General features: G+C 72.3%; 19 protein-coding genes and 1 tRNA gene. 8 read left to right on the top strand and 12 right to left on the bottom strand.

The features are described 5' to 3' along the window. Positions 1-38: 38 nt before the first annotated feature. Positions 39-3644, bottom strand: coding sequence for a transcription-repair coupling factor (mfd, locus tag NQ165_RS04085; RefSeq protein WP_257531530.1), 3606 nt, complete (start codon positions 3642-3644; stop codon positions 39-41). A gap of 60 nt (positions 3645-3704) precedes the next feature. Here mfd and NQ165_RS04090 point away from each other — a divergent pair, with 60 nt between their 5' ends. Next, entirely contained in the window at positions 3705-4241 is a 537-nt protein-coding gene (locus NQ165_RS04090) for a hypothetical protein (RefSeq protein ID WP_257531532.1), read from the top strand. Between the two features lie 16 nt (positions 4242-4257). Here the strand turns inward: NQ165_RS04090 and pth are convergent, their stop codons facing one another. Both pth and NQ165_RS04100 read right to left on the bottom strand, forming a co-directional pair. Then, the gene (gene pth / locus NQ165_RS04095) at positions 4258-4842 is read right to left on the bottom strand and encodes an aminoacyl-tRNA hydrolase (RefSeq protein WP_257531534.1); all 585 of its coding nucleotides are present in this window, start codon (positions 4840-4842) and stop codon (positions 4258-4260) included. 74 nt (positions 4843-4916) lie between these two features. After that, on the bottom strand, positions 4917-5540 hold the full coding sequence (locus tag NQ165_RS04100; RefSeq protein ID WP_257531536.1) for a 50S ribosomal protein L25/general stress protein Ctc: 624 nt from the start codon (positions 5538-5540) through the stop codon (positions 4917-4919). A 212-nt stretch (positions 5541-5752) separates the two neighbouring features. Here NQ165_RS04100 and NQ165_RS04105 point away from each other — a divergent pair, with 212 nt between their 5' ends. Next, positions 5753-5875 carry a hypothetical protein gene (locus NQ165_RS04105; protein ID WP_257531538.1) on the top strand — a complete coding sequence of 41 codons (123 nt, stop codon included), beginning with the start codon at positions 5753-5755 and terminating at the stop codon, positions 5873-5875. 35 nt (positions 5876-5910) lie between these two features. Beyond that, the gene (locus NQ165_RS04110) at positions 5911-6606 is read left to right on the top strand and encodes a FadR/GntR family transcriptional regulator (protein ID WP_257531540.1); all 696 of its coding nucleotides are present in this window, start codon (positions 5911-5913) and stop codon (positions 6604-6606) included. Positions 6607-6614: 8 nt separating this feature from the next. Here the strand turns inward: NQ165_RS04110 and NQ165_RS04115 are convergent, their stop codons facing one another. Further along, a complete protein-coding gene (locus NQ165_RS04115) occupies positions 6615-8042 on the bottom strand; it encodes a gluconokinase (protein WP_257531542.1) in 1428 nt (475 codons plus the stop codon). 106 nt (positions 8043-8148) lie between these two features. Here NQ165_RS04115 and NQ165_RS04120 point away from each other — a divergent pair, with 106 nt between their 5' ends. From NQ165_RS04120 to NQ165_RS04140, 5 genes are all read left to right on the top strand, one after another. Then, a complete protein-coding gene (locus tag NQ165_RS04120) occupies positions 8149-8805 on the top strand; it encodes a bifunctional 4-hydroxy-2-oxoglutarate aldolase/2-dehydro-3-deoxy-phosphogluconate aldolase (protein WP_257531543.1) in 657 nt (218 codons plus the stop codon). 62 nt (positions 8806-8867) lie between these two features. Continuing rightward, positions 8868-10448: an NADP-dependent phosphogluconate dehydrogenase gene (gene gndA / locus NQ165_RS04125; protein WP_257531545.1), complete on the top strand. Its 1581-nt coding sequence runs from the start codon at positions 8868-8870 to the stop codon at positions 10446-10448. A gap of 41 nt (positions 10449-10489) precedes the next feature. Then, positions 10490-10924, top strand: a complete 435-nt coding sequence (locus tag NQ165_RS04130; RefSeq protein ID WP_257531548.1) for a VanZ family protein — start codon at positions 10490-10492, stop codon at positions 10922-10924. Positions 10925-10968: 44 nt separating this feature from the next. After that, a complete protein-coding gene (locus NQ165_RS04135) occupies positions 10969-11703 on the top strand; it encodes a response regulator transcription factor (RefSeq protein ID WP_257531550.1) in 735 nt (244 codons plus the stop codon). Continuing rightward, positions 11700-13223, top strand: coding sequence for a cell wall metabolism sensor histidine kinase WalK (locus NQ165_RS04140; protein ID WP_257531552.1), 1524 nt, complete (start codon positions 11700-11702; stop codon positions 13221-13223). Before NQ165_RS04135 ends, NQ165_RS04140 begins: the two co-directional genes overlap by 4 nt. A 3-nt stretch (positions 13224-13226) precedes the next feature. On the opposite strand, the gene NQ165_RS04145 is transcribed toward NQ165_RS04140, so the two are convergent. The 8 genes from NQ165_RS04145 to NQ165_RS04180 form a co-directional block, all read right to left on the bottom strand. Beyond that, positions 13227-14768 carry an FAD-dependent oxidoreductase gene (locus tag NQ165_RS04145; RefSeq protein WP_257531554.1) on the bottom strand — a complete coding sequence of 514 codons (1542 nt, stop codon included), beginning with the start codon at positions 14766-14768 and terminating at the stop codon, positions 13227-13229. Between the two features lie 60 nt (positions 14769-14828). Further along, positions 14829-15704: an FAD:protein FMN transferase gene (locus tag NQ165_RS04150; protein ID WP_257531556.1), complete on the bottom strand. Its 876-nt coding sequence runs from the start codon at positions 15702-15704 to the stop codon at positions 14829-14831. Continuing rightward, the gene (locus NQ165_RS04155; RefSeq protein WP_257531558.1) at positions 15701-16108 is read right to left on the bottom strand and encodes an FMN-binding protein; all 408 of its coding nucleotides are present in this window, start codon (positions 16106-16108) and stop codon (positions 15701-15703) included. Before NQ165_RS04155 ends, NQ165_RS04150 begins: the two co-directional genes overlap by 4 nt. A 73-nt stretch (positions 16109-16181) precedes the next feature. Next, positions 16182-18914 carry an HAD-IC family P-type ATPase gene (locus NQ165_RS04160; protein WP_257531559.1) on the bottom strand — a complete coding sequence of 911 codons (2733 nt, stop codon included), beginning with the start codon at positions 18912-18914 and terminating at the stop codon, positions 16182-16184. Positions 18915-18919: 5 nt separating this feature from the next. Then, entirely contained in the window at positions 18920-19954 is a 1035-nt protein-coding gene (locus tag NQ165_RS04165; protein ID WP_257531561.1) for a ribose-phosphate diphosphokinase, read from the bottom strand. Next, a complete protein-coding gene (glmU, locus tag NQ165_RS04170) occupies positions 19929-21389 on the bottom strand; it encodes a bifunctional UDP-N-acetylglucosamine diphosphorylase/glucosamine-1-phosphate N-acetyltransferase GlmU (RefSeq protein WP_257531564.1) in 1461 nt (486 codons plus the stop codon). The genes NQ165_RS04165 and glmU overlap by 26 nt, the downstream gene beginning before the upstream one ends. A gap of 1 nt (position 21390) precedes the next feature. Beyond that, positions 21391-21462, bottom strand: a tRNA-Gln gene (locus NQ165_RS04175). Positions 21463-21506: 44 nt separating this feature from the next. Further along, on the bottom strand, positions 21507-25079 hold the full coding sequence (locus NQ165_RS04180; RefSeq protein ID WP_257531566.1) for a glycosyl hydrolase 53 family protein: 3573 nt from the start codon (positions 25077-25079) through the stop codon (positions 21507-21509). Positions 25080-25099: the final 20 nt, after the last annotated feature.

Below are 25099 nucleotides of genomic sequence, written 5' to 3' on the forward strand. Positions count from 1 at the left end.
TCGCGACGCCGTGAGCGCTCAGCCGACGGGCGGAGCACTCACTCGGCAGCGGCTGCGGGCACCGGCGCGGGGAAGAACTGATCCATCAGCTGCCCCACCCAGGCGATGAGGTCGCGGTCGGCCAGCGCCTCGCCGCCTGCGGTCGGCAGCGGCACGACCATCGCGTCGCCCCCGGCCAGCAGCTTGCCCTTGGGATACAGCCGCTGCAGGCGCACCCGCAGCGAATCCGGCAGATGCGCCGGTGCGATCCGCAGGTTCGGCCCCATCGCCACGACATCGGTCAGCCCTGCCTGCGCGGCACGGCGACGCAGCCGGGCGACCGCGAAGAGCCCTTCGGTCTCGGGCGGCAGGTCGCCGTAGCGGTCGGTCAGCTCCTCGATCACGAGGTCGATCGCGTCGTCCTTCGCGGTGGCCGATGCCGCAGCCGAGAGCTTCTGGTAGGCCTCGAGCCGCAGCCGCTCGCTGTCGATGTACGACTCGGGGATGCGCGCCTGCACGGGCAGTTCGAGCCGCAGTTCCGCCGGGCCCTCGACATCCTCGCCGCGGAACGTCGCCACGGCCTCGCCGATCATCCGCAGGTACAGGTCGAAGCCGACCCCGGCGATGTGCCCCGCCTGCTCGGCGCCGAGGAGGTTGCCGGCACCGCGCAGCTCGAGGTCCTTCAGCGCCACCTGCATCCCCGACCCCAGGTCGTTGTTGACGGCGATCGTCTCCAGCCGGTCGGCGGCGGTCTCGCTCAGCGGCTTCATGTCGTCGTACAGGAAGTACGCGTACGCCCGCTCGCGCCCGCGTCCCACGCGACCCCGCAGCTGATGCAGCTGGCTGAGGCCGTACTTGTCGGCCCGGTCGATGATGATGGTGTTGGCGTTGGAGATGTCCAGGCCCGTCTCGATGATCGTCGTGCAGACGAGCACGTCGGCGCGACGCTCCCAGAAGTCGTCGACGACCTGCTCGAGCGCGTGCTCGCCCATCTGCCCGTGCGCGACGGCGACCCGCGCCTCCGGCACGATCTCGGCGAGGTGGGCGGCGACCCGCTGGATCGAGGACACCCGGTTGTGCACGTAGAACACCTGGCCCTCGCGCAGCAGCTCGCGGCGGATGGCGGCGGCGATCTGCTTGTCGCTGCGCGCGCCCACGTACGTCAGGATCGGGTGCCGGTCCTCGGGCGGGGTCTGCAGGGTCGACATCTCCCGGATGCCGGTGACCGCCATCTCGAGCGTGCGCGGGATGGGCGTGGCGCTCATCGCCAGCAGGTCGACGTTGGTCTTCAGCTTCTTCAGCTGCTCCTTGTGCTCGACGCCGAAGCGCTGCTCCTCGTCGATGATCAGCAGACCCAGGTCCTTGAAGATCACCTTCTCGGTCAGGATGCGGTGCGTGCCGATGACCATGTCGACGGTGCCGTCCAGCAGGCCGGCGACGACCTCGCGTGCCTCCTTGTCGCTCTGGAACCGCGACAGCGCCCGCACCTTGACCGGGAAGCCGGCGAAGCGCTCGGTGAACGTCTCGAGGTGCTGCTTGACCAGCAGCGTCGTCGGCACCAGCATCGCGACCTGCTTGCCGTCCTGGATCGCCTTGAACGCCGCGCGCACCGCGACCTCGGTCTTGCCGAACCCGACATCACCCGACAGCAGCCTGTCCATCGGGATCGGCTTCTCCATGTCGGCCTTGATCTCGTCGATCGTCTGCAGCTGGTCGGGGGTCTCCGCGAAGGGGAACGCCTCCTCCAGCTCCCGCTGCCATGGGGTGTCCGGGCCGAACGCGTGACCCTTGGCGGCCATGCGCGCCGAGTAGAGCTTGACCAGGTCCACCGCGATGTCCCGCACGGCGCGGCGCGCCTTGCTCTTGGCCTGCGACCAGTCGCTGCCGCCCATCTTCGACAGCGCGGGCGCCTCACCCCCGACGTACTTCGACAGCAGGTCGAGCTGGTCGGTGGGGACGTAGAGCTTGTCGCCCGGGTACCCGCGCTTCGAGGGCGCGTACTCCAGCACGAGGTACTCGCGCTGCGTCTTCACCGCGTTGCGGCCGCCGCTGGACACCTCCCGCTGCATGAGCTCCACGAAGCGGCCGATGCCGTGGGTGGCGTGGACGACGTAGTCCCCCGCCTTCAGCTGCAGCGGGTCGACGACGTTGCGCCGGCGTGAGGCGAGCTTCTTCACGACGCGGCCGTCGCTGCCGATCGTGCGCCCGTAGAACTCCGACTCCGTCAGCACCGCGAGCTTCGCATCGGGCACCTCGAAGCCGCGCTCGAGCGTCGCGACCACGGTCAGGGCGACACCCGTCTCCGGAATGCCGTGGACGTCCTCGACCTCCCGCGCGGCGAACCCACGCTCGGCGAGCACCGAACGGGCGCGTTCGACCAGCCCTGCGCCCGACGCGGCCACGACCACGCGCCAGCCCTCCGACAGCAGCCGGCCGATGTGGGCGGTCGCGCCGTCGACGTTTCCCTGGAAGGACGGCACCGGGCGCGCGTCGACACGCACCGCCGCAGCGTGCTCCAGGGCGACGTCGACGTCGATGAGGCCCTCGGCCGTGGCATCCGCCGCACCGGAGTCGAACGCGCTGAAGGTCCACCACACGCCGTCGCGGTCGTGGGTGGCCTGCTGCAGCTGTGGGAGGGTGAGGAAGTCGCCCGCGCCGAGGTCCACCGGGCTGTCGGCACCGGCCGTCGCCGCGCTCCAGGCCGCTTCGAGGAACTCCCGGTTGGTGTCACCGAGGGTCATCGCGCGGGTGACGGAGCGCTCAGGGTCGACCAGGGCCGCGGCCGTGCCGCGCGGCAGGTAGTCGGCGATCGTGACGATCTCGTCCACGAGCACCGGCAGCAGCGACTCCATCCCCTCGGCGGGGATGCCCTCGGCCATCTTCTCCAGCATGCCTGCGAGCCCGGGGTACTGCCCCGCCAGACCGCGGGCGCGCTCGCGCACCGCGTCGGTGAGCAGCAGCTCGCGGCTCGGGATGAGGGTGACCTCCTTCACCTCGCCCGGCAGCGACCGCTGATCGGCCACCGAGAAGGCCCGGATCTCATCGACCTCGTCGCCGAAGAACTCGACGCGGTAGGGATGATCGGCCACCGGCGGGAAGACGTCGAGGATGCCGCCGCGCATGGCGAACTCGCCCCGCCGGGACACCATGTCCACACGGTGGTAGGCGAGTTCGACCAGGCGCCGGGCGACGTCGCCCAGGTCGTGGCCACGCCCTCCGGCGACGAGGTGCACGGGCTCGACGGCGGTGAGCCCGCCGGCGATGGGCTGCACCGCACTGCGGACGGACGCCGTGACGATCAGCGGAACGGACCCGTCCCAGGCGGCGACCGCCCGCAGCACGGCCAGGCGCTGCCCCACGGTCTCGGCACTGGGGCTGAGCCGCTCGTGCGGCAGCGTCTCCCACGCCGGGAAATGGTGCACCTGCGCGCGGGGCAGCATTTCGCCCAGCGCCGTGCCCAGCGACTCGGCCCGCCGTCCGGTGGGGGCGATGGCCAGCAGGGCGGCGGGCTTTCCCGCCTCGCGGCGGCGCTCGACCAGGGCCGCGAGCAGCGGGGCGTCGAGGCCCTCGACCATCGAGAAGTCGGTGTCGACCGACGATGACTGCACCGCCTCCCGGAAGGAGTCGGCCTGCATGAGGGCGCGCACGATCCCGGGAACTGTCACCCTTCCAGTCTACGGCGGGACCGGGTGGGGGCGCCTCGCGACCACTCCTAGGATGGGGGCGTGAACCAGCAGCCCGTGCCCCCGGCATCCTCCGGCCCCTCCGGGTGGCAGCCGGGCGCACCCGCGCCGTACGGCGCATACCCGGCACCGGGTTTCGTCGCCCCCTACACCGCCCCGGGCGCTCCCCGGACCGGCATGCAGCCGCCTGCGCCCGACGGCACGAACACGCTCGGGATCCTGGCTCTCGTCCTCGCGCTGGTCGGGGCCGTGGGTGCGGGCATCGTGGCGGTGATGTCATGCGCCCCCATCGGCGAGGTGCTGGCGCTGCAGCAGGGCGCGACACCGATGGCGACGGGGTTCGACCTGGCGATGCTCGCCCCCGTGCGCGGCGAGGTGCTGGCGACCGAGGTGGCCTTCTGGTCGGGGACGGTGCTCGGCACCTGGGGGTTCGTGCAGGGGATCGTCGCGATCGCGCGCCGGCGCGGCCGCGGCGCGGGCATCGCCGCCGTCGTCGTCGCCGCGGTCGGGCCCGTGATCTTCGGTGTCGCCGCTGCGCTGTCCTTCAGCCTCGGCGTCGCCGCCTCCCTCGGCCCCTGACGTCGGCCGCGAGACCTCAGTCGCGCGGGGCGTGGTGCCGCTGCTGGGCGGCGAGCAGCCCCTCGGCGATGAGCTGCTCGACGGCGTCGGCGGCGTCGGAGACCAGGATCGGCAGCGTCTTGCGCTCGGTCGCGGCGAACGGGTCGAGCACCCAGTCAGCGGCATCCTGTCGTCCCGGAGGGCGCCCGATGCCCACCCGCACGCGGGGGAAGTCGACGGTGCCGAGCGCCTTCGCGACGTCGCGCACGCCGTTGTGTCCGCCGTGCCCGCCGCCGATCTTCAGCTTGATCGTGTCGAACGGGATGTCCAGCTCGTCGTGGACGACCACCACGCGCTCGGGGGGAACCCCGTAGAACGACGCGAGACCGGACGCCGGGCCGCCCGAGACGTTCATGAACGAGTTGGGCTTGGCCAGCACCAGCTTGTCGGCACCCGGACGCAGCCAGGTCTCCGCCACACGGGCGTTCGCCTTGTGGGCACGGAAGCTCTCCGACCGCCGCGCCGCGAGCTCGTCCACGACGAGCTGGCCGACGTTGTGCCGCGTCATCTCATACCGCGGACCGGGGTTTCCCAGTCCTACGACCAGCCAGGTCTGTGCCATGTCATCCCTCCTGCCCCAGCGCCGGAAAACGCGATGAGGGGGTGCGGAATCCGCACCCCCTCATCATGAGCGTCTTACTCGGAAGCCTCTTCGGACTGCTCCGTGGCGACGGCCTCGTCGGTAGCCGCGATCTCGTCCTCGGCCGCGAGGGTCGCAGACGGCACCGAGATGGCGACGATGAGGGTCTCCGGGTCGGCGGCCAGCGTCGCGCCCTTGGGCAGCTTCAGGTCGGCGGCGGTGATGTGCGCGCCCTCCTCGAGGCCCTCGACGTCGATCTCGATCGACTGCGGGATGTGCGTGGCCTCCACCTGCAGCAGGATGCTGACGGCGTCGAGGTTGGCGATGGTGCCGGGGTAGGGCTCGCCGTGCACCGTGATCGGCACGTCGACCTCGATCTTCTCGCCCTTCTTCACCACGAGCAGGTCGATGTGCTCGATGATCTGGTGCACGGGGTCCTTCTGGACGTCCTTGACCAGCGTCAGCTGCTGGGTGCCGTCGAGCTCGAGCTCGAGCACCGCGTTGGCGCGGCGGATGAGCAGCAGCATCTGGTGGCCGGGCAGTGCGACGTGCACGGGGTCGGTGCCGTGGCCGTAGATCACGGCGGGGACCTGGCCGGACGCACGCAGGCGGCGGGCGAAGCCCTTGCCGAAGTTCTCGCGCTTGGTGGCGACGACCTTGGTGTCGGTCTCAGTCGACATGTTGATATCTCCTTGCGGGCTGGTTCAGCCCAGATCTGGGTCTGTGGTTCGACTCGAACGCATGCGCGTGAGGAAAGCCGCAAGGCCTGCATCACCGCGTCGATCACGGATGCCGGCGCACGTGCGCCCCATCCCTCGCCGAAGTTCGTTCCGAGTCTACCAGCGACGCGGGTAGCATGAAGACGCCCGCTCGCACTCCCGGAGGACACCCCATGGAATACGGCTTCATCTCGCACGTCCTGCTGTGGATCATCGGCATCATGACCGCTGCGGCGGGTGTGGGCGCTGTCGCAGCCCTGTGGTCGTTGGGCCGCCAGGGCTACAAGCAGGGCTGAGCGGACCCCGGCCGCACACGCCGATCGGAGCCCTCGTGGCGCAGGCATCCCACGGATCCGTGGTCGACGACCTCGGCATCCGGATCGCGTCGGGAAGCGTCTCCCCCGGCACGGTGCTGACCCTCGCCGGCCTCGAAGAGGAGTACGGCGTCTCGCGCACCGTGATCCGCGAGGCGGTGCGCGTGCTCGAGGCGATGGGCATGCTGCAGTCCCGGCGCCGCATCGGCGTGACGGTGCGGCCCACCGGCGATTGGAGCGCGCTGGACACGCGACTGATCGGCTGGCAGCTGCGCGGCCCGCACCGCGACCGGCAGCTGGTGGTGGTCAACGAGCTGCGCGCGGCGGTGGAGCCCATCGCCGCCAGGCTGAGCGCGGTCCGCGCCACCGACGCCGAGCGGACGGAGCTGGTGCGCCTGGCCGCCCTGCTCCAAGAGCTGGGCGCGCAGGGCCGCGGCGACGGCGATGAGTACCTCGCCGTCGACATCGCCTTCCACGACCTGCTTCTCGACAGCAGCCGAAACCCGCTCCTGGCCGCCGTCAAACCGGCCGTCGCCGCCGTGATCGCGGGCCGCTCGCGTGCCGGCCTGACCCCCGGCGTCCCCCACGCGCAGGCGCTGCACAACCACGTGCAGACCGCCGCGGCCATCGCCCGCGGCGACGCCGACGCCGCGGAGCACCACACCCGGCGCTACGTCGACACCGTGCTGGGCGAAGTCGGCGCGGATTCCTGACCGCCCGCTCAGGCCTCCGCGCCCGTGCGGGCGTAGCGGTCCAGGTACCGCGCGAAGCCGGCGTCGTACTGCGCGCGCCGCTCGGTGCGCGGGGACACCACCACCGGCGCGACGTCGTCGAAGGCGGCATGGCGCCCGCTCAGGCCCGACGCCCGCAGCCCCATGCGCACGGCGCCGACCAGTGAGCTGTGCCGGCGCGGCGAGAGCTCCATCGCGACGCCGAAGACGTCCACCGTCAGCTGCGTCCACATCGGCGACGACAGCACGCCACCCGACAGCACGATGCGCCGGGGCGCGCCCGTCAGCGGCGTCAGCTCGGTGTAGCAGTGGTACAGCGAGTAGACGATGCCCTCCAGCACGCCCTGGTACATGTCGGCGCGGGTGTGGTGCGGCTGCAGGTCGAGCAGTCCGCCGCGGCGCCCGTCCTGCCACCCGGGGCTGCGCTCCCCGAACAGGAACGGCAGGAACACCGGCAGGTCGGTGCGCTCCGCCGACAGCAGCGGCTCCAGCTCGCGGTACGGGACGTCCGCGCCGAACAGACGGTCGCGCGCCCAGTCGACGCAGTTGCCGCAGCCGGACGTGGCGGCGCCGCTGAGCGGCCCGAGCGGGGAACGGTATGCCCACGTGCTGAGGGTGGGCGAGAGCGCCGGATGCCGCGTCGCCATGCGCAGCGCCCCGCTCGTTCCCATCGAGAACGTCATGTCCCCGGGCTCGGTGGCCAGATCCCCCACCTGGCTGAGGCCGCCGTCGGGGCCGGGCGTGAGCACCGGGATGCCGGCGCGCAGTCCCAGACGCGCCGCGGCGTGGGGAGTCAGCGGCGCCGTCGCCGTCGCGGCGCGCACGGCGGGCAGCTCGACGTCGCCGAGTCCGAGGCGATCGACCACCTCGGCATCCCACTCGCCGGTGGCGACCCCCAGCAGCCCCGTGCCCGATGCCAGCGACGCGTTGGTGGAGATCTCGCCGGTCAGCCGCGCGAACAGCACAGTGGGCTGGTCCATGGCCACGAGTCCGCTGAGGTCCTGACCCGCGTCGCGCAGGTGGCGCAGCTTGAAGGCGGGGTAGGACGCGTTCACGAGGCATCCGGTGCGCCCGTGGAACCAGCGGGCGAAGTCGTCGTCGCGCCGCAGGCGGGCCGTGAGCTCCCGCGCGCCGGTGTACGGCCACTCGAGAACGGGTGTCACGGCCTCGAGTTCGGGGGTGCGCAGCGTGAGCCCGTGCCAGGTGCCGCTGAGGGCGATGAGGTCGACGGGCCGGCCGGCCGCCGCGTCGCGACCGAGGTCGAGCACCTGCGCGACGATGTCGTCGCCGTCGCGCACCGCGCTGTCGCCGCCGGGCACCGTCAGCCGTCGCTCCTGCACCTCCACCAGACCCGCATCGGCGTCGAACAGCATCGTCTTGGCGGACGTGGTGCTGCATTCGAGGGCGAGGATCAACATGGGGACGTCCATCGTCGGGCGGGGCGGCGCACGCGGATCGCGGACACCCCCCAATGATATGATCTTTCCGTCCTCGCGCGACGATCGCGCCCGACGGAAGCGGATGATGAATCAGGTCCTCGCACTGCTGCGCCCGCATCGGATCGTCCCCGTGGTCACGGCCGACTCCAGCGGCCAGGCCGTCGCGATCGCCGGCGCGCTCGCCGACGGCGGCGTGCCGGTCGCCGAGATCACCTTCCGCACGGCCGCGGCGGCCGATGCCATCGCGGCCGTCGCCGCGCGCGGCGACGTGCTCGTCGGTGCGGGCACGGTCGTGCGACCCGATCAGGTGGATGCCGCCGTCGACGCCGGCGCCCGCTTCATCGTCTCCCCCGGCACGAGCCGCGCCGTCGTCGAGCGCTGCCGTCTGCGGGGGGTCCCGGTGCTCCCCGGGGCGGTGACGGCCACCGAGATCCAGGCGGCCCTCGAACTCGGCATCACGACGGTGAAGTTCTTCCCGGCCGCAGCGTCCGGCGGTGCTGCGGCCCTGCGCGCGCTGGCGGCGCCCTTCGGGGAGGTCACCCTGGTCCCCACCGGCGGCATCGGGCCCGACGACCTCGCGGACTACTTCGCCATCCCCGCGGTCCCGGCCGTGGGGATGTCATGGATGCTGCCGGAGGCGGCCGTCGGCGCCGGCGATTGGGCCGAGGTGACCCGTCGGACCCGCCGGCTCGTCACACTTGCGGGGGCACCCCGATCCGACGCGGCTGCCGCACTACGCTAGAACCCGCCCCGGGTGCGGCCAGCACCACGGCGCACCGCAGGCCGGCAGGCACGAGGAGAAGCATGAACGACAAGGCCCAGACCACCACCTCGGACGATCGCGACGACACCCCCGGCTCCGCCGAGGTGCACGAGGGCGCGCCCTCGCCGCAGGACGTGCCCCGCCCCGCGGCGACCCCGGAGGGCCCGGACTCCGCGGCCGCCCCGCGCGCCAACATCGGGGTCGTGGGCCTGGCGGTGATGGGCTCGAACCTCGCCCGCAACCTCGCCTCGCGCGAGGGGAACACCGTCGCGGTCTACAACCGGTCGCGGTCCAAGACCGACGAGCTGGTCGCCGAGCACCCCGAAGCCGGGTTCGTCCCCACCTTCTCGTACGACGAGTTCGCCGCGTCGCTGCAGCGACCGCGCACCGCCATCATCATGGTCAAGGCCGGAGGCCCCACCGACGCCGTCATCGACGCGCTCACCAAGGTGTTCGAGCCCGGCGACATCATCGTCGACGGCGGAAACGCCCTGTTCACCGACACGATCCGCCGCGAGAAGGCGGTGCGTGAGACGGGCATCAACTTCGTCGGCGCCGGCATCTCGGGCGGCGAGGAGGGTGCGCTGACAGGGCCCTCGATCATGCCCGGCGGCTCCGACGAGTCGTGGGTCACCCTCGGGCCGATCCTGCGCTCGATCGCCGCCGTCGCCGAGGGCGAGCCGTGCGTGACGCACGTCGGGCACGACGGCGCGGGCCACTTCGTCAAGATGGTGCACAACGGCATCGAGTACGCCGACATGCAGCTGATCGCCGAGGCCTACGACCTCATCCGCCGGGGCACCGGCAAGTCCCCCGCCGAGATCGCCGACGTCTTCGCCGAGTGGAACCGCGGCGAGCTGGAGTCCTACCTCATCGAGATCACCGCCGAGGTGCTGCGCCAGGTGGATGCCGAGACCGGCCGGCCGCTCGTCGACGTCATCCTCGACCAGGCCGGCGCCAAGGGCACCGGGGCCTGGACCGTGCAGACGGCCCTGAATCTCGGCACCCCCGTGTCCGGGATCGCCGAGGCGGTGTTCGCCCGGTCGCTGTCGAGCCACCCCGAGCAGCGTCAGGTGTCGCGCGAGCTCCCCGGCGCCTCCGAGACCCTCACCGTCGATGACCCCGACGCGTTCATCGAGAACGTGCGCCTGGCGCTGTACGCGTCGAAGATCGTCGCCTACAGCCAGGGGTTCGACGAGATCCGGGCCGGGGCCGCAGAGTACGACTGGGCGATCGATCTCGGCGCGATCGCGAAGATCTGGCGCGGCGGCTGCATCATCCGCGCGCAGTTCCTCAACCGCATCAGCGACGCGTACGCCGCAGCCCCTGACCTTCCCGTGCTGCTCACGGCGCCCTACTTCGTCGAGGCGCTCGGTCGTGCGCAGGACGCGTGGCGCGGCATCGTGGCGACCGCCGCGACCGCCGGCATCCCCGCCCCGGCGTTCTCTTCGTCGCTGGCCTACTACGACGGGCTGCGCGCCGAGCGGCTGCCCGCTGCCCTGATCCAGGGCCAGCGCGACTTCTTCGGCGCCCACACCTACAAGCGCATCGACAAGCCCGGCACCTTCCACACGCTGTGGTCGGGCGACCGCACGGAGATCGAGGCCGAGGACACCCACTGACGCCCGCCCTCATCCCCGTTCGGAGCCGCCCCGGGCTGATCGTGCTCGGGGCGGCTTCGGCGGCCTACCTCGCCTGGCTGGCATCGCTGACGCTCGGCCCGCAGCCGGAGGGCGCCGGCGGCACCCTGAAGGCGCTGTCCGAAACCTTCGCCACACTGCCCGTGACGGCCTGGCTGACCTATCCCGTGCTGGAGTTCACGGCGAACGTCGCCCTGTTCACCCCTGTCGGGGCGCTGTGGGTGCTGTGGACCGGCCCCCGCCGGTGGTGGTTGGCCACCGGCGTCGGACTGGCGCTGAGCGCTGCGATCGAACTCACCCAGGCGATCGCGCTGCCCGCCCGCTACCCCGACGTGCGGGACCTGATCGCCAACACCCTCGGCGCCGCCGTGGGCGCCGGCGCCGTGGCGGCCATCGCGCGGGTGTCGCGCCGCGCTCGTCGCTCTCCCGGCGCCGGTGATCTCACAGCGGGCGCATAGCGCGCTCCATAGGAATCCTCTCCAGGGAGGTACACAATGAGGGCATGACCGCGAGCGCCCCCCAGCCGGAACTCCGACGCCCCGATGGCTCCCCTGTGCGCGTGCTGGTGGTCGATGACGAGCAGATGCTCACCGACCTGCTGTCGATGGCCCTTCGGATGGAGGGGTGGCAGGTGCGCACCGCGGCCTCCGGGTACGAGGCCCTGCAGGCGGCAGGCGACTTCGCGCCCGACGCGATGGTGCTCGACATCATGATGCCCGACCTCGACGGCATGTCGGTGCTGCAGCGGCTGCGCCACTCCGGCAATGACGTGCCGGTGCTGTTCCTCACGGCCAAGGATGCCGTCGGCGACCGGGTCGCCGGCCTCACCGCCGGCGGCGACGACTACGTCACCAAGCCCTTCAGCCTCGAAGAGGTGGTCGCACGCCTGCGCGCCCTGATGCGCCGCGCCGGGACCGCTGCGGTCGCCGGCAGCGAGCCGATCCTGCGCGTGGGCGATCTGACGCTCAACGAGGACTCGCACGAGGTCGAACGCGGCGGCGAGCAGATCGAGCTGACCGCCACCGAGTTCGAGCTGCTGCGCTACCTCATGCGCAATCAGCGCCGCGTGGTGTCGAAGGCGCAGATCCTCGACCGGGTGTGGAACTACGACTTCGGCGGACGCTCCAGCGTCGTGGAACTGTACATCTCGTACCTGCGCAAGAAGATCGACCAGGGCCGCGAACCGCTGATCCACACGGTGCGCGGGGTCGGCTACATGATCAAAGCCCCGCAGTGACCGAGACCTCCGCATCCGGGGATGCGCCACGGGTGCGCCGCTGGAGCCTGCAGACCCGGCTCATCACCGCGGTCGTGTCGCTGGTCGCGCTGATCCTCGTCAGCATCGGCCTGGCCACCGGCACCATCCTCGGCACGATCATCCAGCAGAATCTCGACGGTCAGGTGCGCGAAGCCGCCGACCGGGTGCGCATCACCACCACCGGCACCGCCGCCGAGGCGCTCTCCGTCGGCCGCCAGCAGCCGGGAACCCTTCTCGTGCTGCAGACCCTCGTCGACGTCACCGGCGCGTACGTGGCCGACGACGAGAGCATCGTCACCCTCGACGACGCGGAGATCGACCGCATCGCCACAGCCTTCGAAGACCAGCGGGACGGCACCGTCACCCTCCCGGGACTCGGCGAGTACCGCGTGCTCATGCGCAGCGACGGGTCGGGCCTGTACGCCGTCGTCGGGCTTCCCACCACCGACGTCACCGCCACGATCGCGCAGATCCTGACGACGGTGACGCTGCTCACCGCGGGCGGCCTGCTGCTGCTGTCCGCGGCGATCGCGCTCATCATCCGCTCGTCGCTGCGGCCGCTGCGCGCCGTCGCCGAGACCGCCACGCGGGTGGCGATGAAGCCGCTGTCGGAGGGTGAGGTGTCGATCTCCGAGCGCGTGCCGGCGGACCAGGCCGACGAGCGCACCGAGATCGGCCAGGTGGGGGCGGCGCTGAACATGCTGCTGGACCATGTGGGCACCTCGCTCATGGCGCGCGAGCGCAACGAGCGGCGCATGCGCGCATTCGTCGCCGACGCCAGTCACGAGCTGCGCACGCCCCTGGCATCCATCCGGGGCTACTCCGAGCTGTCGCTGCGCGCCCTGCACCAGGCGCCCACCGCGCCCGAGACCGCGGCGAACACCGAGCAGGCCCTTGAGCGCATCCAGGCGCAGTCGCTGCGCATGACCGCTCTGGTGGAGGATCTGCTGCTGCTGGCCCGACTCGATGAGGGGCAGGAGCTCGTGTTCGGCTCCGTCGACCTCACCCGGCTCGCGGTCGAAGCCGTCGGCGACGCGCGCGTCGCGGGCCCGGACCACTCCTGGCGACTGGAGGTGGATGCCGAGCCGATCGTCATCGCCGGCGATGCCGGGCGCCTGCACCAGGTGGCGGCGAATCTGCTCGCCAACGCCCGCGTGCACACCCCCGCCGGCACCACGGTGACGACCTCGGTGGCGCGCGAAGGCGACAGCGCGGTGCTGCGGGTGCACGACGACGGTCCCGGCGTCGACCCGCGGGTGGCCGACGAGCTGTTCGAGCGCTTCGCCCGCGGCGACCGCTCGCGCGCCCGCCGCACCGGCGGCACCGGCCTGGGGCTCGCGATCGCCCGCGCCATCGTGCAGGCCCATCACGGCGAGCTGACGGTGCGGAGCCGACCCGGTGACACGGTGTTCGAGGTGCGTCTGCCCGTCGCGGGGACCGCGTCGGCGGCCGGCGGCGGCCCGGACTCCCCCGAGCCCGGCGCCGAGGAGCAGGGCTGAGGGTCAGTACCCCGAGAACGCGTCCGTCGTGATCGAGCGGGCGCGTTCGAGCGCCGGCGCCAGGTCGGCGATGAGTCCCGCGGGGCCGGAGATGTAGGCGTGCCGTGCGGCGATGTCGGGCACCACCTTCAGCAGCCCGTCGGCGTCCAGCCGCACGCCGCGCGCCCAGCGCCAGTGCATGGGCAGATCGGCCGGGCGATCGCGGGTGAAGACCACCACCGGCACCCCGGAGGCGGCGATCTCGTCGCGGAAGGCCAGCTCCGCTGCCTCCGATGCGACGTAGACGAGCACGATGTCGCGCTGCTCGTCCGCCAGCCGCATGTGGGTCAGCTGCGACACGAACGGGGTGACGCCGATGCCGGCCGCGACCATGAGCACCGGGCTCGTGGTGCGCCGCGGGAGCACGAAGTCGCCCCAGACGCCGGTGACGGCGAGCGGGTCGCCGGGGGTGACCGCGGCGAGGGCCTTCTTGTAGCTCGACTGCGGGCCGCCGCCCTCGCGGAAGGCGATGCGCAGCTCCGGCAGCTCCTCGGGCGAGGAGACGATGCTGAACTCACGCCGCGTGCCGCGTGCGTCGGGGTGACGGTGCGGCACCTCGAGCTCGAGGAACTGCCCCGGCACGAACGCCAGCCGGCGACGGGTGCGGAAGGTCAGCTGCCGTGCCGTGGGCGTGAGGTCGGTCCGCGCCGTGAGCGTCAGACTCACCGCTGCGCGCCAGGTGAAGAAGAAGGCGACGAGGTTGCCGATCAGCAGCGCCCGCTCCTGGCCGAGGCTCACGACGCCCACGTCGATCGGCCAGCCGGCCAGCACGCCGACGACGGCGGCGACGGTGAACTGCTGCCAGCGCCGTGGCGGCATGGTGAGGGGCTCGGACAGCATGAAGGCGCCGAGGAACAGGAAGGGCGAGGCCGTGACGATCTGCCAGAGCAGGTCGCCGCCGGCGACCTGCACGCCCGCCTGCTGGTACTGCACCGAGGTGCGCACGACGGCGACTCCGACGGCGATGACCCAGAACACCGCGACGACGCGCAGCTTCTCGGCGCGCAGCAGCACCGTGCACCCCAGCAGCAGCACCGGCAGGGCGAGGAAGGGCGAGCCGACCCACCACGCCGAGGTGCTGAAACCGGCGATGGTGACGACGGCCGCGCCGACGGCGGCGGGGTTGAAGATGTGGCGCCCGCGCCAGGCCAGCAGGTACTTCGACAGCGAAGCGATCGCGCCGGCCGCGGCGATGCCGAGGAGCGCGCCGACCTCGAGTGACGGCCGCAGCACGAACAGCAGGATGTGGGCCGTGATGAGCGAGGATTCCACACGCCACGGCAGCTTCAGCAGCCGCTGCGCGCCGGCGTCGACGATGCTGCAGGCGGCCGCGAGCACCAGCAGCGTGGCGACCAGCTCTCCGGGCGACGGAACGAGGACGCCGAAGAACGACAGCACGAACGCGATGACGGCGAGGGCCCCCAATGCGACGAGCACGAGCCGGTAGGTCGACGCCTTGCCGAGCACGGCGAAGACACGCCCCCACAGGGCGGTGAGCCCGCCCATCAGGCCGCCCCGGGCGTCGCGGCGGCGGGGAGGGAGGGCACGGCTGTCATGACATCAACGCTAGCGCGCCGAGCGGAAGACCTCGGCCGTACAGCCCGGCGACCAGTCGACGGTGCCGTCGGTGCGCATGCGCACCCACGACACCCCCCAGCGGGCCGCCAGCTCGGCGCCGCCGGCGAAGAACAGCGCCGTCGCGGCGGCGTCCGCGCGCATTGCGGTGGCGGCGACCGCCCAGGTCGCCGCCACCGCCCGCACCGGCTCGCCGGTGCGGGCGTCGAGCACGTGGTGCAGCCCCTCGCCCCAGGCCCGCCGGGTGACGGCGGAGGCGCAGAGCGCGGCATCCGTCATCTCCCACACCCCGATCGCGCGCGTCGGGTCGTACGGATGCTCCAGGCCGATGCGCTCGGTGGTCCCCCGCACCAGGACGTCGCCCCCGGCATCGACGACGAGCGCGCCATCACCCGTCCACGGTGCCAGGCACGCGCCGACGAGGTCGACGAGGCGACCCTTGCCCAGGGCTCCCACGTCGATCGTCGCGGGTCCGTCGAGCTGCAGTCTCTCGGCATCCCATCGCAGCCGGGTGCGCCAGTCCTCGCGCGAGGGGAGGGCCCCGCGATCGACCAGGCTGTAGTCGGCGTCGTACCCGCGCGCGGCCAGGGCGTCGCCCACGAGCGGCGAGACGGCCCCTCCGGTCGCCCCCGTCAGCTCGGCGAAGACCCCCAGCATGTCGCCGGCGTCGTCGGGCGGCGGGACGGATCCCCCTGCAGCCAGGCGCGACACGAGGGAGTCGGAGCGGAAGCGCGACCACGCACGGTCGAAGCGGTCGACCGTCTCGGCGACGAGGGCACGCGCGGCAGGGGGCAGCGCCGCTTCCGTGACGATCTCCCAGCGCGTGCCGATGGCCTCGAAACGCCAGGACACCGGTGCGCCGGTCACTTCGCGGCGTCGGCCTTGATGGCCTCGAGGGCCTCGGCGAACCCGCCGCTGGTCAGCGACGACCCCGCCACCCGGGTGACGGAGATCTCGTCGAGGGGCTTTCCCACGACTTCGTCGGCGATGCCGCCGATGAACTGCGACTGGTACCGCGCCGATTCGGGCCTGGTCGGGTCGCCCACCACCTGCACGTCGGTGACGATGCCGTCGGCGAGTTCGACGGTGACGTCGATCTGCTCCACCGACTCCGGTGTGGCGTAGGAGCCGGTGGCCTCGTACCTGCCGTCGGCGTAGTCCGCGTCGGGCGCGGCGGCGGTGTCGGCACCGGCGCCGCAGCCGGACAGCAGCAGGATGCCGGCCGCTCCTGCCAGCGCGGCGGCACGAGGCGTGCGGGAGGAGGGGCGCATCGGGAAGTCCTCTCGGTGGGGGCGTGGGTCGTCCACGGTAGCCGTCGGCACCGGGAGCGACGCTGGGTGGGGGCTATGCGTCGACGGCGAGGATGCGGCGCCGCAGCGTCTTCAGACCCTCGACGGCGAGGAAGACGGCCAGCGACAGCACGACAGGCAGCACCCACGAGGATGCCGCCAGCGGGCGGGAGCCGAACAGGTCGTTCATGAACGGGACGTAGGTGTAGACGAGCTGGAGCAGCAGCAGCACCCCCGCCGATCCCCAGACCACCGGGTTCGCCCGCAGCACGTCGCCGGTGAGGCTGGAGCGCGTGAGGAAACGGCAGTTGAACAGGTAGGCGAGCTGCCCGAGCACCAGCATGAGCACCGCCTCGGTGCGCGCGTAGCCGAGGTCGACACCGGTGCCGACGACGCTGTAGAAGAGGCCGAGGGTCGCCCCGCCGATGAGCACCGAGACCAGCAGCACGAAGCCCAGCTCGCCACGATTGATGAGCGATCCGCCCGGTGCCCGTGGCGGACGGGTCATGATGCCCCGCTCCGCGGGCTCGTACGCCAAGGCGAGCGACAGGGTGATCCCGGTGACCATGTTCACCCACAGCACCTGCACCGGCGTCAGCGGCAGCGCGAGGCCGAAGACCACGGCCACCAGGATGACGAGCGACTGCGCGCCGTTGGTGGGCAGGAGGAAGACCACCGACTTGCGGAGGTTGTCGTAGATGCGCCGCCCCTCGCGCACCGCGCTGCGGATCGTGGCGAAGTTGTCGTCGGCCAGGACGATCTCGGCGGCTTCCTTCGTGGCCTCGGTGCCCTTGATGCCCATCGCGATGCCGACGTCGGCGCGCGTCAGGGCAGGGGCGTCGTTGACGCCGTCGCCGGTCATGGCGACCACCTCGCCGTGCGACTGCAGCGCCCGCACGATGCGGATCTTGTGCTCGGGGCTGGTGCGGGCGTACACGTCGACGTCACGCACGACGCGGGCGAGCTGATCCTGGCTCATCGCCTCGAGCTCGCCGCCGGTGAGCACCGTCACGTCGTCGCCCGAGACCAGTCCCATCTCGCGGCTGATGGCCAGTGCCGTGCCGGCGTGATCGCCCGTGATCATCTTCACGCGGATGCCGGCGGCGTGGCAGTCGGCGATGGCCTCGATCGCCTCGGGGCGAGGCGGGTCCAGGATGCCCCAGAGCCCGAGGAACTCCAGGTCCTCGAGGTCATCGGCCGAGAGCTCGTCGCCCTCGCCCGCGGGCCGACGCGCGGCCGCCAGCACCCGCAGCCCCTGAGAGCTGAGGTCGTCGATCGCCGCCTCCCAGAAGGGGATGTCGAGCGGTTCGGCACCGTCCGCGCCCCGCTGCGTGCGGGAGCGCTCGAGCAGTCGGTCGGGGGCGCCCTTGACGAGCACCGCCCTCGCCCCGTCGGCGGACTCGATCAGGGTCCCCATGAACTTGTAGGCCGAGTCGAAGGGCACCACGGCGACGCGGCGGGTGCCCCGCGTGCTCACGCCGCCCTTCAGCGCCACGACCTTCAGCGCGCCCTCGGTGGGCTCGCCGACGAGGGCGTACCGGGGGCCGTCACCGCCGCCCTCGCGTTCGGCGAGGTGGGCGTCGTTGCAGAGGGTGGCCACCGCCAGCAGCGGTGCGAGGTCACGCCGCTGCTCGGCGGGACTCAGGCCGCGCTCGGGGTCGGCCGGCACGATCTCGCCGGAGGGGTCGTAGCCCAGACCCGTCGTCGCGTAGGCCGCGCGGGCGGTGACCATGCGCCGCACGGTCATCTCGTTCTTGGTGAGGGTGCCGGTCTTGTCGCTGCAGATGGTGGTGACGGCGCCGAGGGTCTCGACGGCGGGGAGCTTGCGGGTGATCGCCGAGCGGCGGGCCATCTGCTGCACGCCGATCGCGAGGGTGATGGTCACCAGCGCCGGCAGCCCCTCGGGGATCGCCGCCACGGCGAAGCCGATCGCCGCAGAGATGAGCGCGTCCAGTGGCATCCCGTGCAGGTACCGGCCGATGAGCAGCATGACGGCGGCCATGCCGAGGATGACGATCGTCAGCACGCGCCCGAACGAGTCGAGCTGCTTCGTCAGCGGTGTCGTGATCGATCCGGCCTCGCCCACCAGCGCCTGGATCGTGCCGATCTCGGTGCGCCCGCCGGTGGCGGTGACGATGCCGCGGCCCTGCCCCGCCGACACAATGGTGCCCGAGAACGCCATCGATCGGCGGTCCCCCACGCCCGCACCGGCGGCGACGGGCTCGATGCCCTTGGACGCCGGCACCGACTCGCCGGTCAGCGCCGCCTCGTCGATGCGCAGCTGCGTCGCCTGGAAGAGCCGCAGGTCGGCGGGCACCTTGTCACCGGGCGCGAGTCGCACGACGTCGCCCGGCACCAGGTCGGCCGCCTCGATCGTCGTCCACCGGCCGTCGCGGCGCACGCTGGCGTCGTTCGAGAGCATGCCGCGGATGCCGGCGAGGGCCTTCTCGGCGCGGCCCTCCTGGACGAACCCGATGATGGCGTTGATGATCGCGACGGCCATGATCACCCAGAAGTCCAGCCAGTCGCCCATGACGGCCTTGATGACCGCGGCGGCGAGCAGGATGTAGATCAGGGTGTCGTTGAAATGCGCCAGGAACCGCAGGATCGCGGGACGCCGAGGCGGCTCGGGCAGCTCGTTTCGGCCGACCTCGGCGATGCGCTCATCCGCCTGCGCCGAACTCAGGCCCTCCCGACGGGTGGCGAGGGCGCGTTCCACCTCGTCCACCTCGAGGGCGAACGGATGGTCGACCTCGAAGTCCGTCGGAACCGCCTCCGGCGCGCCCATCGAGCCTACGCAGCTCCGTCGAACATGCTGGTGACCGATCCGTCTTCGAAGACCTCCTGGATACCGCGGGCCAGCAGGGGTGCGATGGGCAGCACCGTGAGCGTGGCGAAGCGCTTCTCGTCGGGGATCGGGACGGTATCGGTGACGACGACCTCATCGATGGCCGGGCTCTGCAGCCGTTCCGTCGCGGGGTCGGAGAAGATCGCGTGCGTCGCCGCGACGATGACCCGCTGGGCGCCGTTCTTCTTCAGCGCCTCCGCAGCCTTCACGATGGTGCCACCGGTGTCGATCATGTCGTCCACGAGCAGGCAGACCCGCCCGGAGACGTCGCCGACGATCTCGTTGACGGTCACCTGGTTGGCGACGTTCGGGTCGCGGCGCTTGTGGATGATGGCCAGCGGCGCCCCGAGGCTGTCCGACCAGGTGTCGGCCACGCGCACGCGCCCGGTGTCGGGAGAGACGACGGTGAGCGCATCGCGGTCCTCGGGCGAAAGCGTGCGGCGGAAGTACTCCAGCAGCACCGGCTTGGCGAAGAGGTGGTCGACCGGGCCGTCGAAGAATCCCTGGATCTGCGCAGCGTGGAGGTCGACGCTCATCACGCGGTCGGCGCCGGCGGTCTTGAGCAGGTCCGCCACCAGGCGGGCCGAGATCGGCTCGCGGCCGCGCCCCTTCTTGTCCTGGCGGGAGTAGGGGAAGTAGGGGGCCACGACGGTGATGCGCTTGGCCGACGCGCGCTTGGCGGCATCCAGCATGATCAGCAGCTCCATCAGCCACTCGTTGACCGGCGGGCCGAACGACTGGATGAGGAACACGTCGCAGCCGCGGATCGACACCTCGAAGCGGGTGAGGATCTCACCCGACGCGAACGTGCGGTACTCGGTGGGCACGAGCTCCGTGCCGATCTGAGCGACGACCGCGTTCGCGAGCGCGAGGTGCGATCGCCCGGAGGCCACGACCAGGCGCTTCTTCGTCTTGGCGACGAGCCCGGGCGCGATGTCCTTCGCCCTGTCGAGATCAACCGTCTTGTTCTTGCGAGCCATCGTCCGCTTTCTGTGCAGACCGGGCTCGGGCGGCGAGATCCGCCGCCTTCGTACCCGGTCGATTCGTCTCGACCCACCCTTCGACGTTGCGCTGGGGGGCGACGCTGAGTGCCAGTGCACCGGCAGGCACATCCTTGCGGATGACCGCACCCGCACCGGTTTTCGCGCCATCTCCGATCCTAACCGGCGCGACGAACACGTTGTGCGAACCGGTGTGCACCTCATCGCCGATCTCGGTGCGGTGCTTGGCGATGTCGTCATAGTTCGCGGTGATCGCCCCGGCGCCGAGATTGACCCCTGTGCCGATCGTGGTGTCGCCGATGTACGAGAGGTGGGGCACCTTGCTGCCCTCGCCGATGGTGGAGTTCTTCGTCTCGACGAACGTGCCGATCTTGCCGCGGTCGCCGAGGTACGTTCCGGGGCGCAGATAGGCGAAGGGGCCGACGGTGGCGCCGGCGCCGATGACGGCGAGCGTGGCGTCGCTGCGGGTGACGGTGGCATCCTCCCCCACCTCGCAGTCGACCAGGCTGGTGTCGGGGCCGACGACGGCGCCGGATGCCACGGTGGTGGTGCGCAGGATGTGCGAACCCGGGAGCACGGTGACGTCGGGCGCGAGCGAGGCGGTGACGTCGATCCAGGTGGTGGCGGGGTCGAGGATCGTCGCGCCCTCCAGCTGCCACCGGCGCACGACACGTGCGTTGAGCAGACGCGCCGCCTCCGACAGCTGCACCCGGTCATTCACCCCGAGCGCGGTCGCGGCGTCAGGGGCGGTGAGGGCGGCGACCGGCGCGTCGTCGGCGCGCAGCAGCCCGATGACGTCGGTGAGGTACATCTCGCCCTGCGCGTTGTCGACGCCCACCCGCGCGATCTGCGCGCGCAGCGCATCGGCGCGGAACACGTAGACGCCGGCGTTGATCTCGGTGACGGCGGCCTCGGCCTCGCTGGCATCCTTCTGCTCCACGATCCGGGCGACCGCGCCGGTGGAGTCGCGGATGACGCGGCCGTAGCCCGTCGCGTCGTCGAGGACCGCCGTCAGCAGGGTGGCGGCGGCATGGGAGGCGCGGTGCACCTCGACCAGGCGCGCCAGCGTCTCGGCTTCGATCAGCGGCACGTCCGCCGACAGCACGAGCACATCGCCGGTGAAGCCGGGCAGCCCGTCCAGCGCCACCTGCACGGCACGGCCGGTGCCGGGCACATCGTCCTGGTCGACGATGTGCACGTCGGGGCCGATGCCGGCGACGGCGTCGGCGACCTGGTCGCGCTCGTGGCGCACCACGACCAGCACCTGGGCGGGGCCGAGGTCGCGCGCGATGTCGAGCACGTGTCCGATGAGCGGTCGCCCGCCGATGCGGTGCAGCACCTTGGGCAGCTTCGACTTCATGCGGGTGCCCTGACCGGCGGCGAGCACGATGACGGCGAGCGCGTTGTCTGTCATGCTCCGCCGCCAGGATTCGAACCTGGGCCTAACAGCTCCAAAGGCTGTCGTGCTGCCGTTACACCACGGCGGACCGTCGTCCCGCAGAACGACGTGACAAGTCTGCCAGAGGGGCGGTCAGCGGGTGACCGCGACGGCGAGTGTCCTGCTCGAGGTCACCCCCGCCGCGTTGGAGAACTCCACGCGGTGCACGTGCGTCCCCCGCGCGGCGCCGACCACGTTCAGCCGCGCGCTCTGCGCCCAGGGGGTGCGGGCTTCCAGCACCCCCTCCGCCACGAGCACACCATCGGTGAAGAACCGGTACGCCGTCGCGTTGGTGCCCCACCACATGTCGGCGGTCACGGTGTAGCGCCCATCGCGATCCCCGTTGTCGTGCCGCAGCACGGGGGTGCCGGGGGACGCGTCGGTCACGGTGACGGTGACCGGTCGGGTGGCGGTGACGCCCGAGGCGTTGACGATCTCACCGGTGTACACGTACGTGCCGTCACGACGGCCGGTGATCGGGACGGCGGCGGTCTGCGGGGCGATGCCGCCGTAGACGAGGGGCTGCACGGCGACGAGCACACCGTTCTCGTAGAGCCGGAACGACGAGCCGTTGACCCCCCACCACAGGTTCATCCGCACGGAGTAGTCGCCATCGCGGAGCCCCGTGTCCCAGCCGTTGTCGTGCGCCAGCACGCCGACGGCGGGGGCGGACGTCGACGGGTCGGCGTCGCGGCGCACGAGCAGCGACGTCGCGTCGGCCAGCCCCGCCCGCGCGGCGGAGACCGCTTCCGGCGTCGGCCAGCGCGCGGCCACCACGACGTCGGCCACGGCGAGGGCGTCGGCGAGCGCCTCCGAGGAGGCTGCGGTGTAGGGGGCGGGGTCGAGTGCCCGGGCGGCGGCGATGTCCGCGGCGAGCGCAGACGTGTCGGTGCGCTCCCCCGCGCGCACCAGGCGCAGGTCGTCGACGGTGCCCCAGGCACCCGCACTCAGCGCGGCGCGGACGCCGACCGTGAGCACCTCGCCTTCGGACACGGTGAACGGCGCGGTCGTCCCCGTCGCGAACGCCTGCCAGCCCTCCAGTGGCAGCGCGGCGGCGTGCGCGCCGGATGCCGTGGCGGCGGTGACCTCGAGGGTGTCCCCCGGCGCCTCGCCGTCGCCCTGCGCGGTGGCCGAGAGGCCGTAGGTGCCGGCGGTGACGCCGTCGATCCGCTGGGTCACCTCGAACCCGTACGCCGCATCGTTCCAGAAGTCCACCGCGCGACGGCCGTTCGCCGCGTCGGCGGTGTCGGTGATCGCGGCGCCCCCGCCCGTGACGGTCCACGCCGAGCCGTCGCCCTCGAACCCGCCGTCGACGACCCACTCCCGCTCGGTGACCGTGATGCGGGCGACCGCCGGGGCGCCGTCCGCGGTGCCGGGCACCGTGTAGGCCCCGGGCCCCGTGATCCACTCCACCGCCTCGGACCAGGTCACCGGGACCTCGTCGACGACACCGTTCCACGCGGTGCGCCGCACCGTCGCCGGGAGGGCGATCTCGGCACCCTCGGCCACCGTGAGCTCGACCGGCGCGAGCACGGCGGGCGGCACCTCTCCCCCCGCCTCGAGAGCGGCGAGCGCGGCCTCGACCAGGGCGAGGGCGTCGGCGACCTGAGCGGCGGTCGGCGCCGCGGCGCCGCGCACGACCCCCGCGATCGCGAGCGCGGCATCCAGGCCGGCCAGGGACTCCGGCGTGGCGACGGTGCGGTCGACCGCCGCGGCCCTGGCCACGGCGTCGTCGAGCGCGGCGGTGTCCGCACCGGGTTCGGCCGCCGCTGCCAGCACCAGATCGTCGAGCGTCCCCCACGCCCCGCCGGGGAGGTCGCCGCGCACGGTGACGGTGAGCGTGTCGCCCTCGGCGATCGTCACGACGCCCGTCCGAGGCTCGGACCAGACCCGCCAGCCCGACAAGGCGAAAGGCGTCTCTGCGGCATCCCCGCCCGACGACGACAGGGACAGCGTCACCCCGCCGTCGCCCTCACCGTCGCCCTGCAGCGCGCCGGAGGCGGTGTAGTCCCCCGCCGGCAGACCGGTGACGGTCTGCGCGAGGGTGAAGCCGAAGGCGTCGGCCGCGTAGAAGTGCGCCGAGGCGGTGCCGCTGCGGGGGTCATCGGCGGCGCGGAGCGTCAGCGGCCCCGATCGCTGCCACATCGACAGGTCGGGGTCTTCGAATCCGGGATTGCGGAGATGGTTGACCGCCTGCACGGTGATGGTCGCCACGGTGGCGTGCCCGCCCGCGGTGACGCCGCTCACGCGGTAGACACCGGGCCCGGTGATCCAGTCCGCGGCATCCGACCAGGTCACCGCCTCCTGTTCCACCGATCCGTCGTTGTAGGTGATCGCCACAGTGGCGGGGAGGGCGATCGGGTCACCGGCGGGGCGGGTGAGCACCGGCTGCTCGACCGCACTCACCGCACGCGGGGCGGTGGCCCCGGTGCGGGCGTAGCGGAACGTCTGCAGTGATTCCAGCGGTGTGCCGTCGAAGGCGAACAGCGCCTGGTTGTCCCACGCGGAGCCGCCGTACCACTGGCCCGCGTCATCCGGGTCGTACTCGCCGGCCGCGCTGGTGGCCCACCCCGAGCCGAAGGTCTCCCACAGCTCGCGGTTGCGCTCGACCTCGGACGGCGGCCCCACCGGCAGCCAGGCCGGTTCCCAGTAGAAGACGCCGATGCCGGCGTCGCCGACGTCGACGACCGCCTGGATCACGTCGCGCAGCGCGGTGGCCTGCCCCTGCACGCTCACGGGGTACGCGGTGGCCTCCGAGGGGAGGTCGATGACGTTGCCGTGGCCATCGCCGTCCTCCAGCGTGTGCGCCCACGACGTCTCGGCCACCATCACCTGCGTGCCGTAGGTGTCGGCGACGTCCCGCAGCACCGTGGTGAGGTTGCCCAGCGAACCGTGCCAGAACGGGTAGTACGACGAGGCGAACACGTCGTAGTCGACCCCGCGGTCCGCCAGCTCCCTGGCGTACCCGGCATAGCGCCCGGCGGTCTCGGGATTGGTGAAGTGCACCACGACCTTCGCATCGGGGAGGGCGGAGCGCACGGCTGCGGAGCCGGCGGCGAAGACCTGCGCCATGCCGTCCCAGCCGGTCAGGCCCGCCACCGCGCCGTTGGTCTCGTTGCCGATCTGCACCATCCGCACATCGACCCCGGCGGCGATGAAGTCGGCGAGCGCCGAGCCGGTGAATTCCGCCACGGCATCCGCGGTCTGCTGGGCGGTGTAGCCCTCCCATGCCTTGGGCGCATGCTGCTTGGCCGGATCGGCCCAGAAGTCGGAGTAGTGGAAGTCGACCAGCACCCCCAGCCCTGCCGCGGTGGCCCGCTGACCGATCTCGACCGCGCGCGCGACATCGGTGTCGCCGCCGCCGTACCCGTTGCCGGCGGCGTCGAACGGGTCGTTCCACACCCGCACCCGCACGTCGGTGAGCCCCGCGTCGGCGAGCACGGCGAAGAGGTCAGCCGGCTGACCGGCGGCGTCGCGGAAGACCACGCCGGACTGCTCGAGCGCGATCACCGACGAGACGTCGGCGCCGGCGATGAAGTCCGCCAGCATCCCCTCGACCTTCGGCACGACGATCCCGGCCTCGACCGGGCCGTCCGCTGCGGCCGCCGGAAGGGCCAGTCCCGTCGTCACCAGCACGACGGATGCCACGGCGGCCGCGCCCCGCATCCACCTGTTCGTCCCGCGTG

The sequence above is a fragment of the Microbacterium sp. zg.Y1084 genome, assembly GCF_024623595.1.
Classification (GTDB): domain Bacteria; phylum Actinomycetota; class Actinomycetes; order Actinomycetales; family Microbacteriaceae; genus Microbacterium; species Microbacterium wangruii.

Bases quoted from the DNA above. Each gene is read 5' to 3' on its own strand.
- glmU (WP_257531564.1), bottom strand. From the start codon at position 21,389: ATGACAGACAACGCGCTCGCCGTCATCGTGCTCGCCGCCGGTCAGGGC.
- gndA (WP_257531545.1), top strand. From the start codon at position 8,868: ATGAACGACAAGGCCCAGACCACCACCTCGGACGATCGCGACGACACC.
- NQ165_RS04135 (WP_257531550.1), top strand. From the start codon at position 10,969: ATGACCGCGAGCGCCCCCCAGCCGGAACTCCGACGCCCCGATGGCTCC.
- NQ165_RS04165 (WP_257531561.1), bottom strand. From the start codon at position 19,954: ATGGCTCGCAAGAACAAGACGGTTGATCTCGACAGGGCGAAGGACATC.
- pth (WP_257531534.1), bottom strand. From the start codon at position 4,842: ATGGCACAGACCTGGCTGGTCGTAGGACTGGGAAACCCCGGTCCGCGG.
- NQ165_RS04155 (WP_257531558.1), bottom strand. From the start codon at position 16,108: ATGCGCCCCTCCTCCCGCACGCCTCGTGCCGCCGCGCTGGCAGGAGCG.
- NQ165_RS04120 (WP_257531543.1), top strand. From the start codon at position 8,149: ATGAATCAGGTCCTCGCACTGCTGCGCCCGCATCGGATCGTCCCCGTG.
- NQ165_RS04160 (WP_257531559.1), bottom strand. From the start codon at position 18,914: ATGGGCGCGCCGGAGGCGGTTCCGACGGACTTCGAGGTCGACCATCCG.
- NQ165_RS04145 (WP_257531554.1), bottom strand. From the start codon at position 14,768: ATGGGCGGGCTCACCGCCCTGTGGGGGCGTGTCTTCGCCGTGCTCGGC.
- NQ165_RS04100 (WP_257531536.1), bottom strand. From the start codon at position 5,540: ATGTCGACTGAGACCGACACCAAGGTCGTCGCCACCAAGCGCGAGAAC.
- NQ165_RS04105 (WP_257531538.1), top strand. From the start codon at position 5,753: ATGGAATACGGCTTCATCTCGCACGTCCTGCTGTGGATCATCGGCATC.
- NQ165_RS04180 (WP_257531566.1), bottom strand. From the start codon at position 25,079: ATGCGGGGCGCGGCCGCCGTGGCATCCGTCGTGCTGGTGACGACGGGA.
- NQ165_RS04115 (WP_257531542.1), bottom strand. From the start codon at position 8,042: ATGTTGATCCTCGCCCTCGAATGCAGCACCACGTCCGCCAAGACGATG.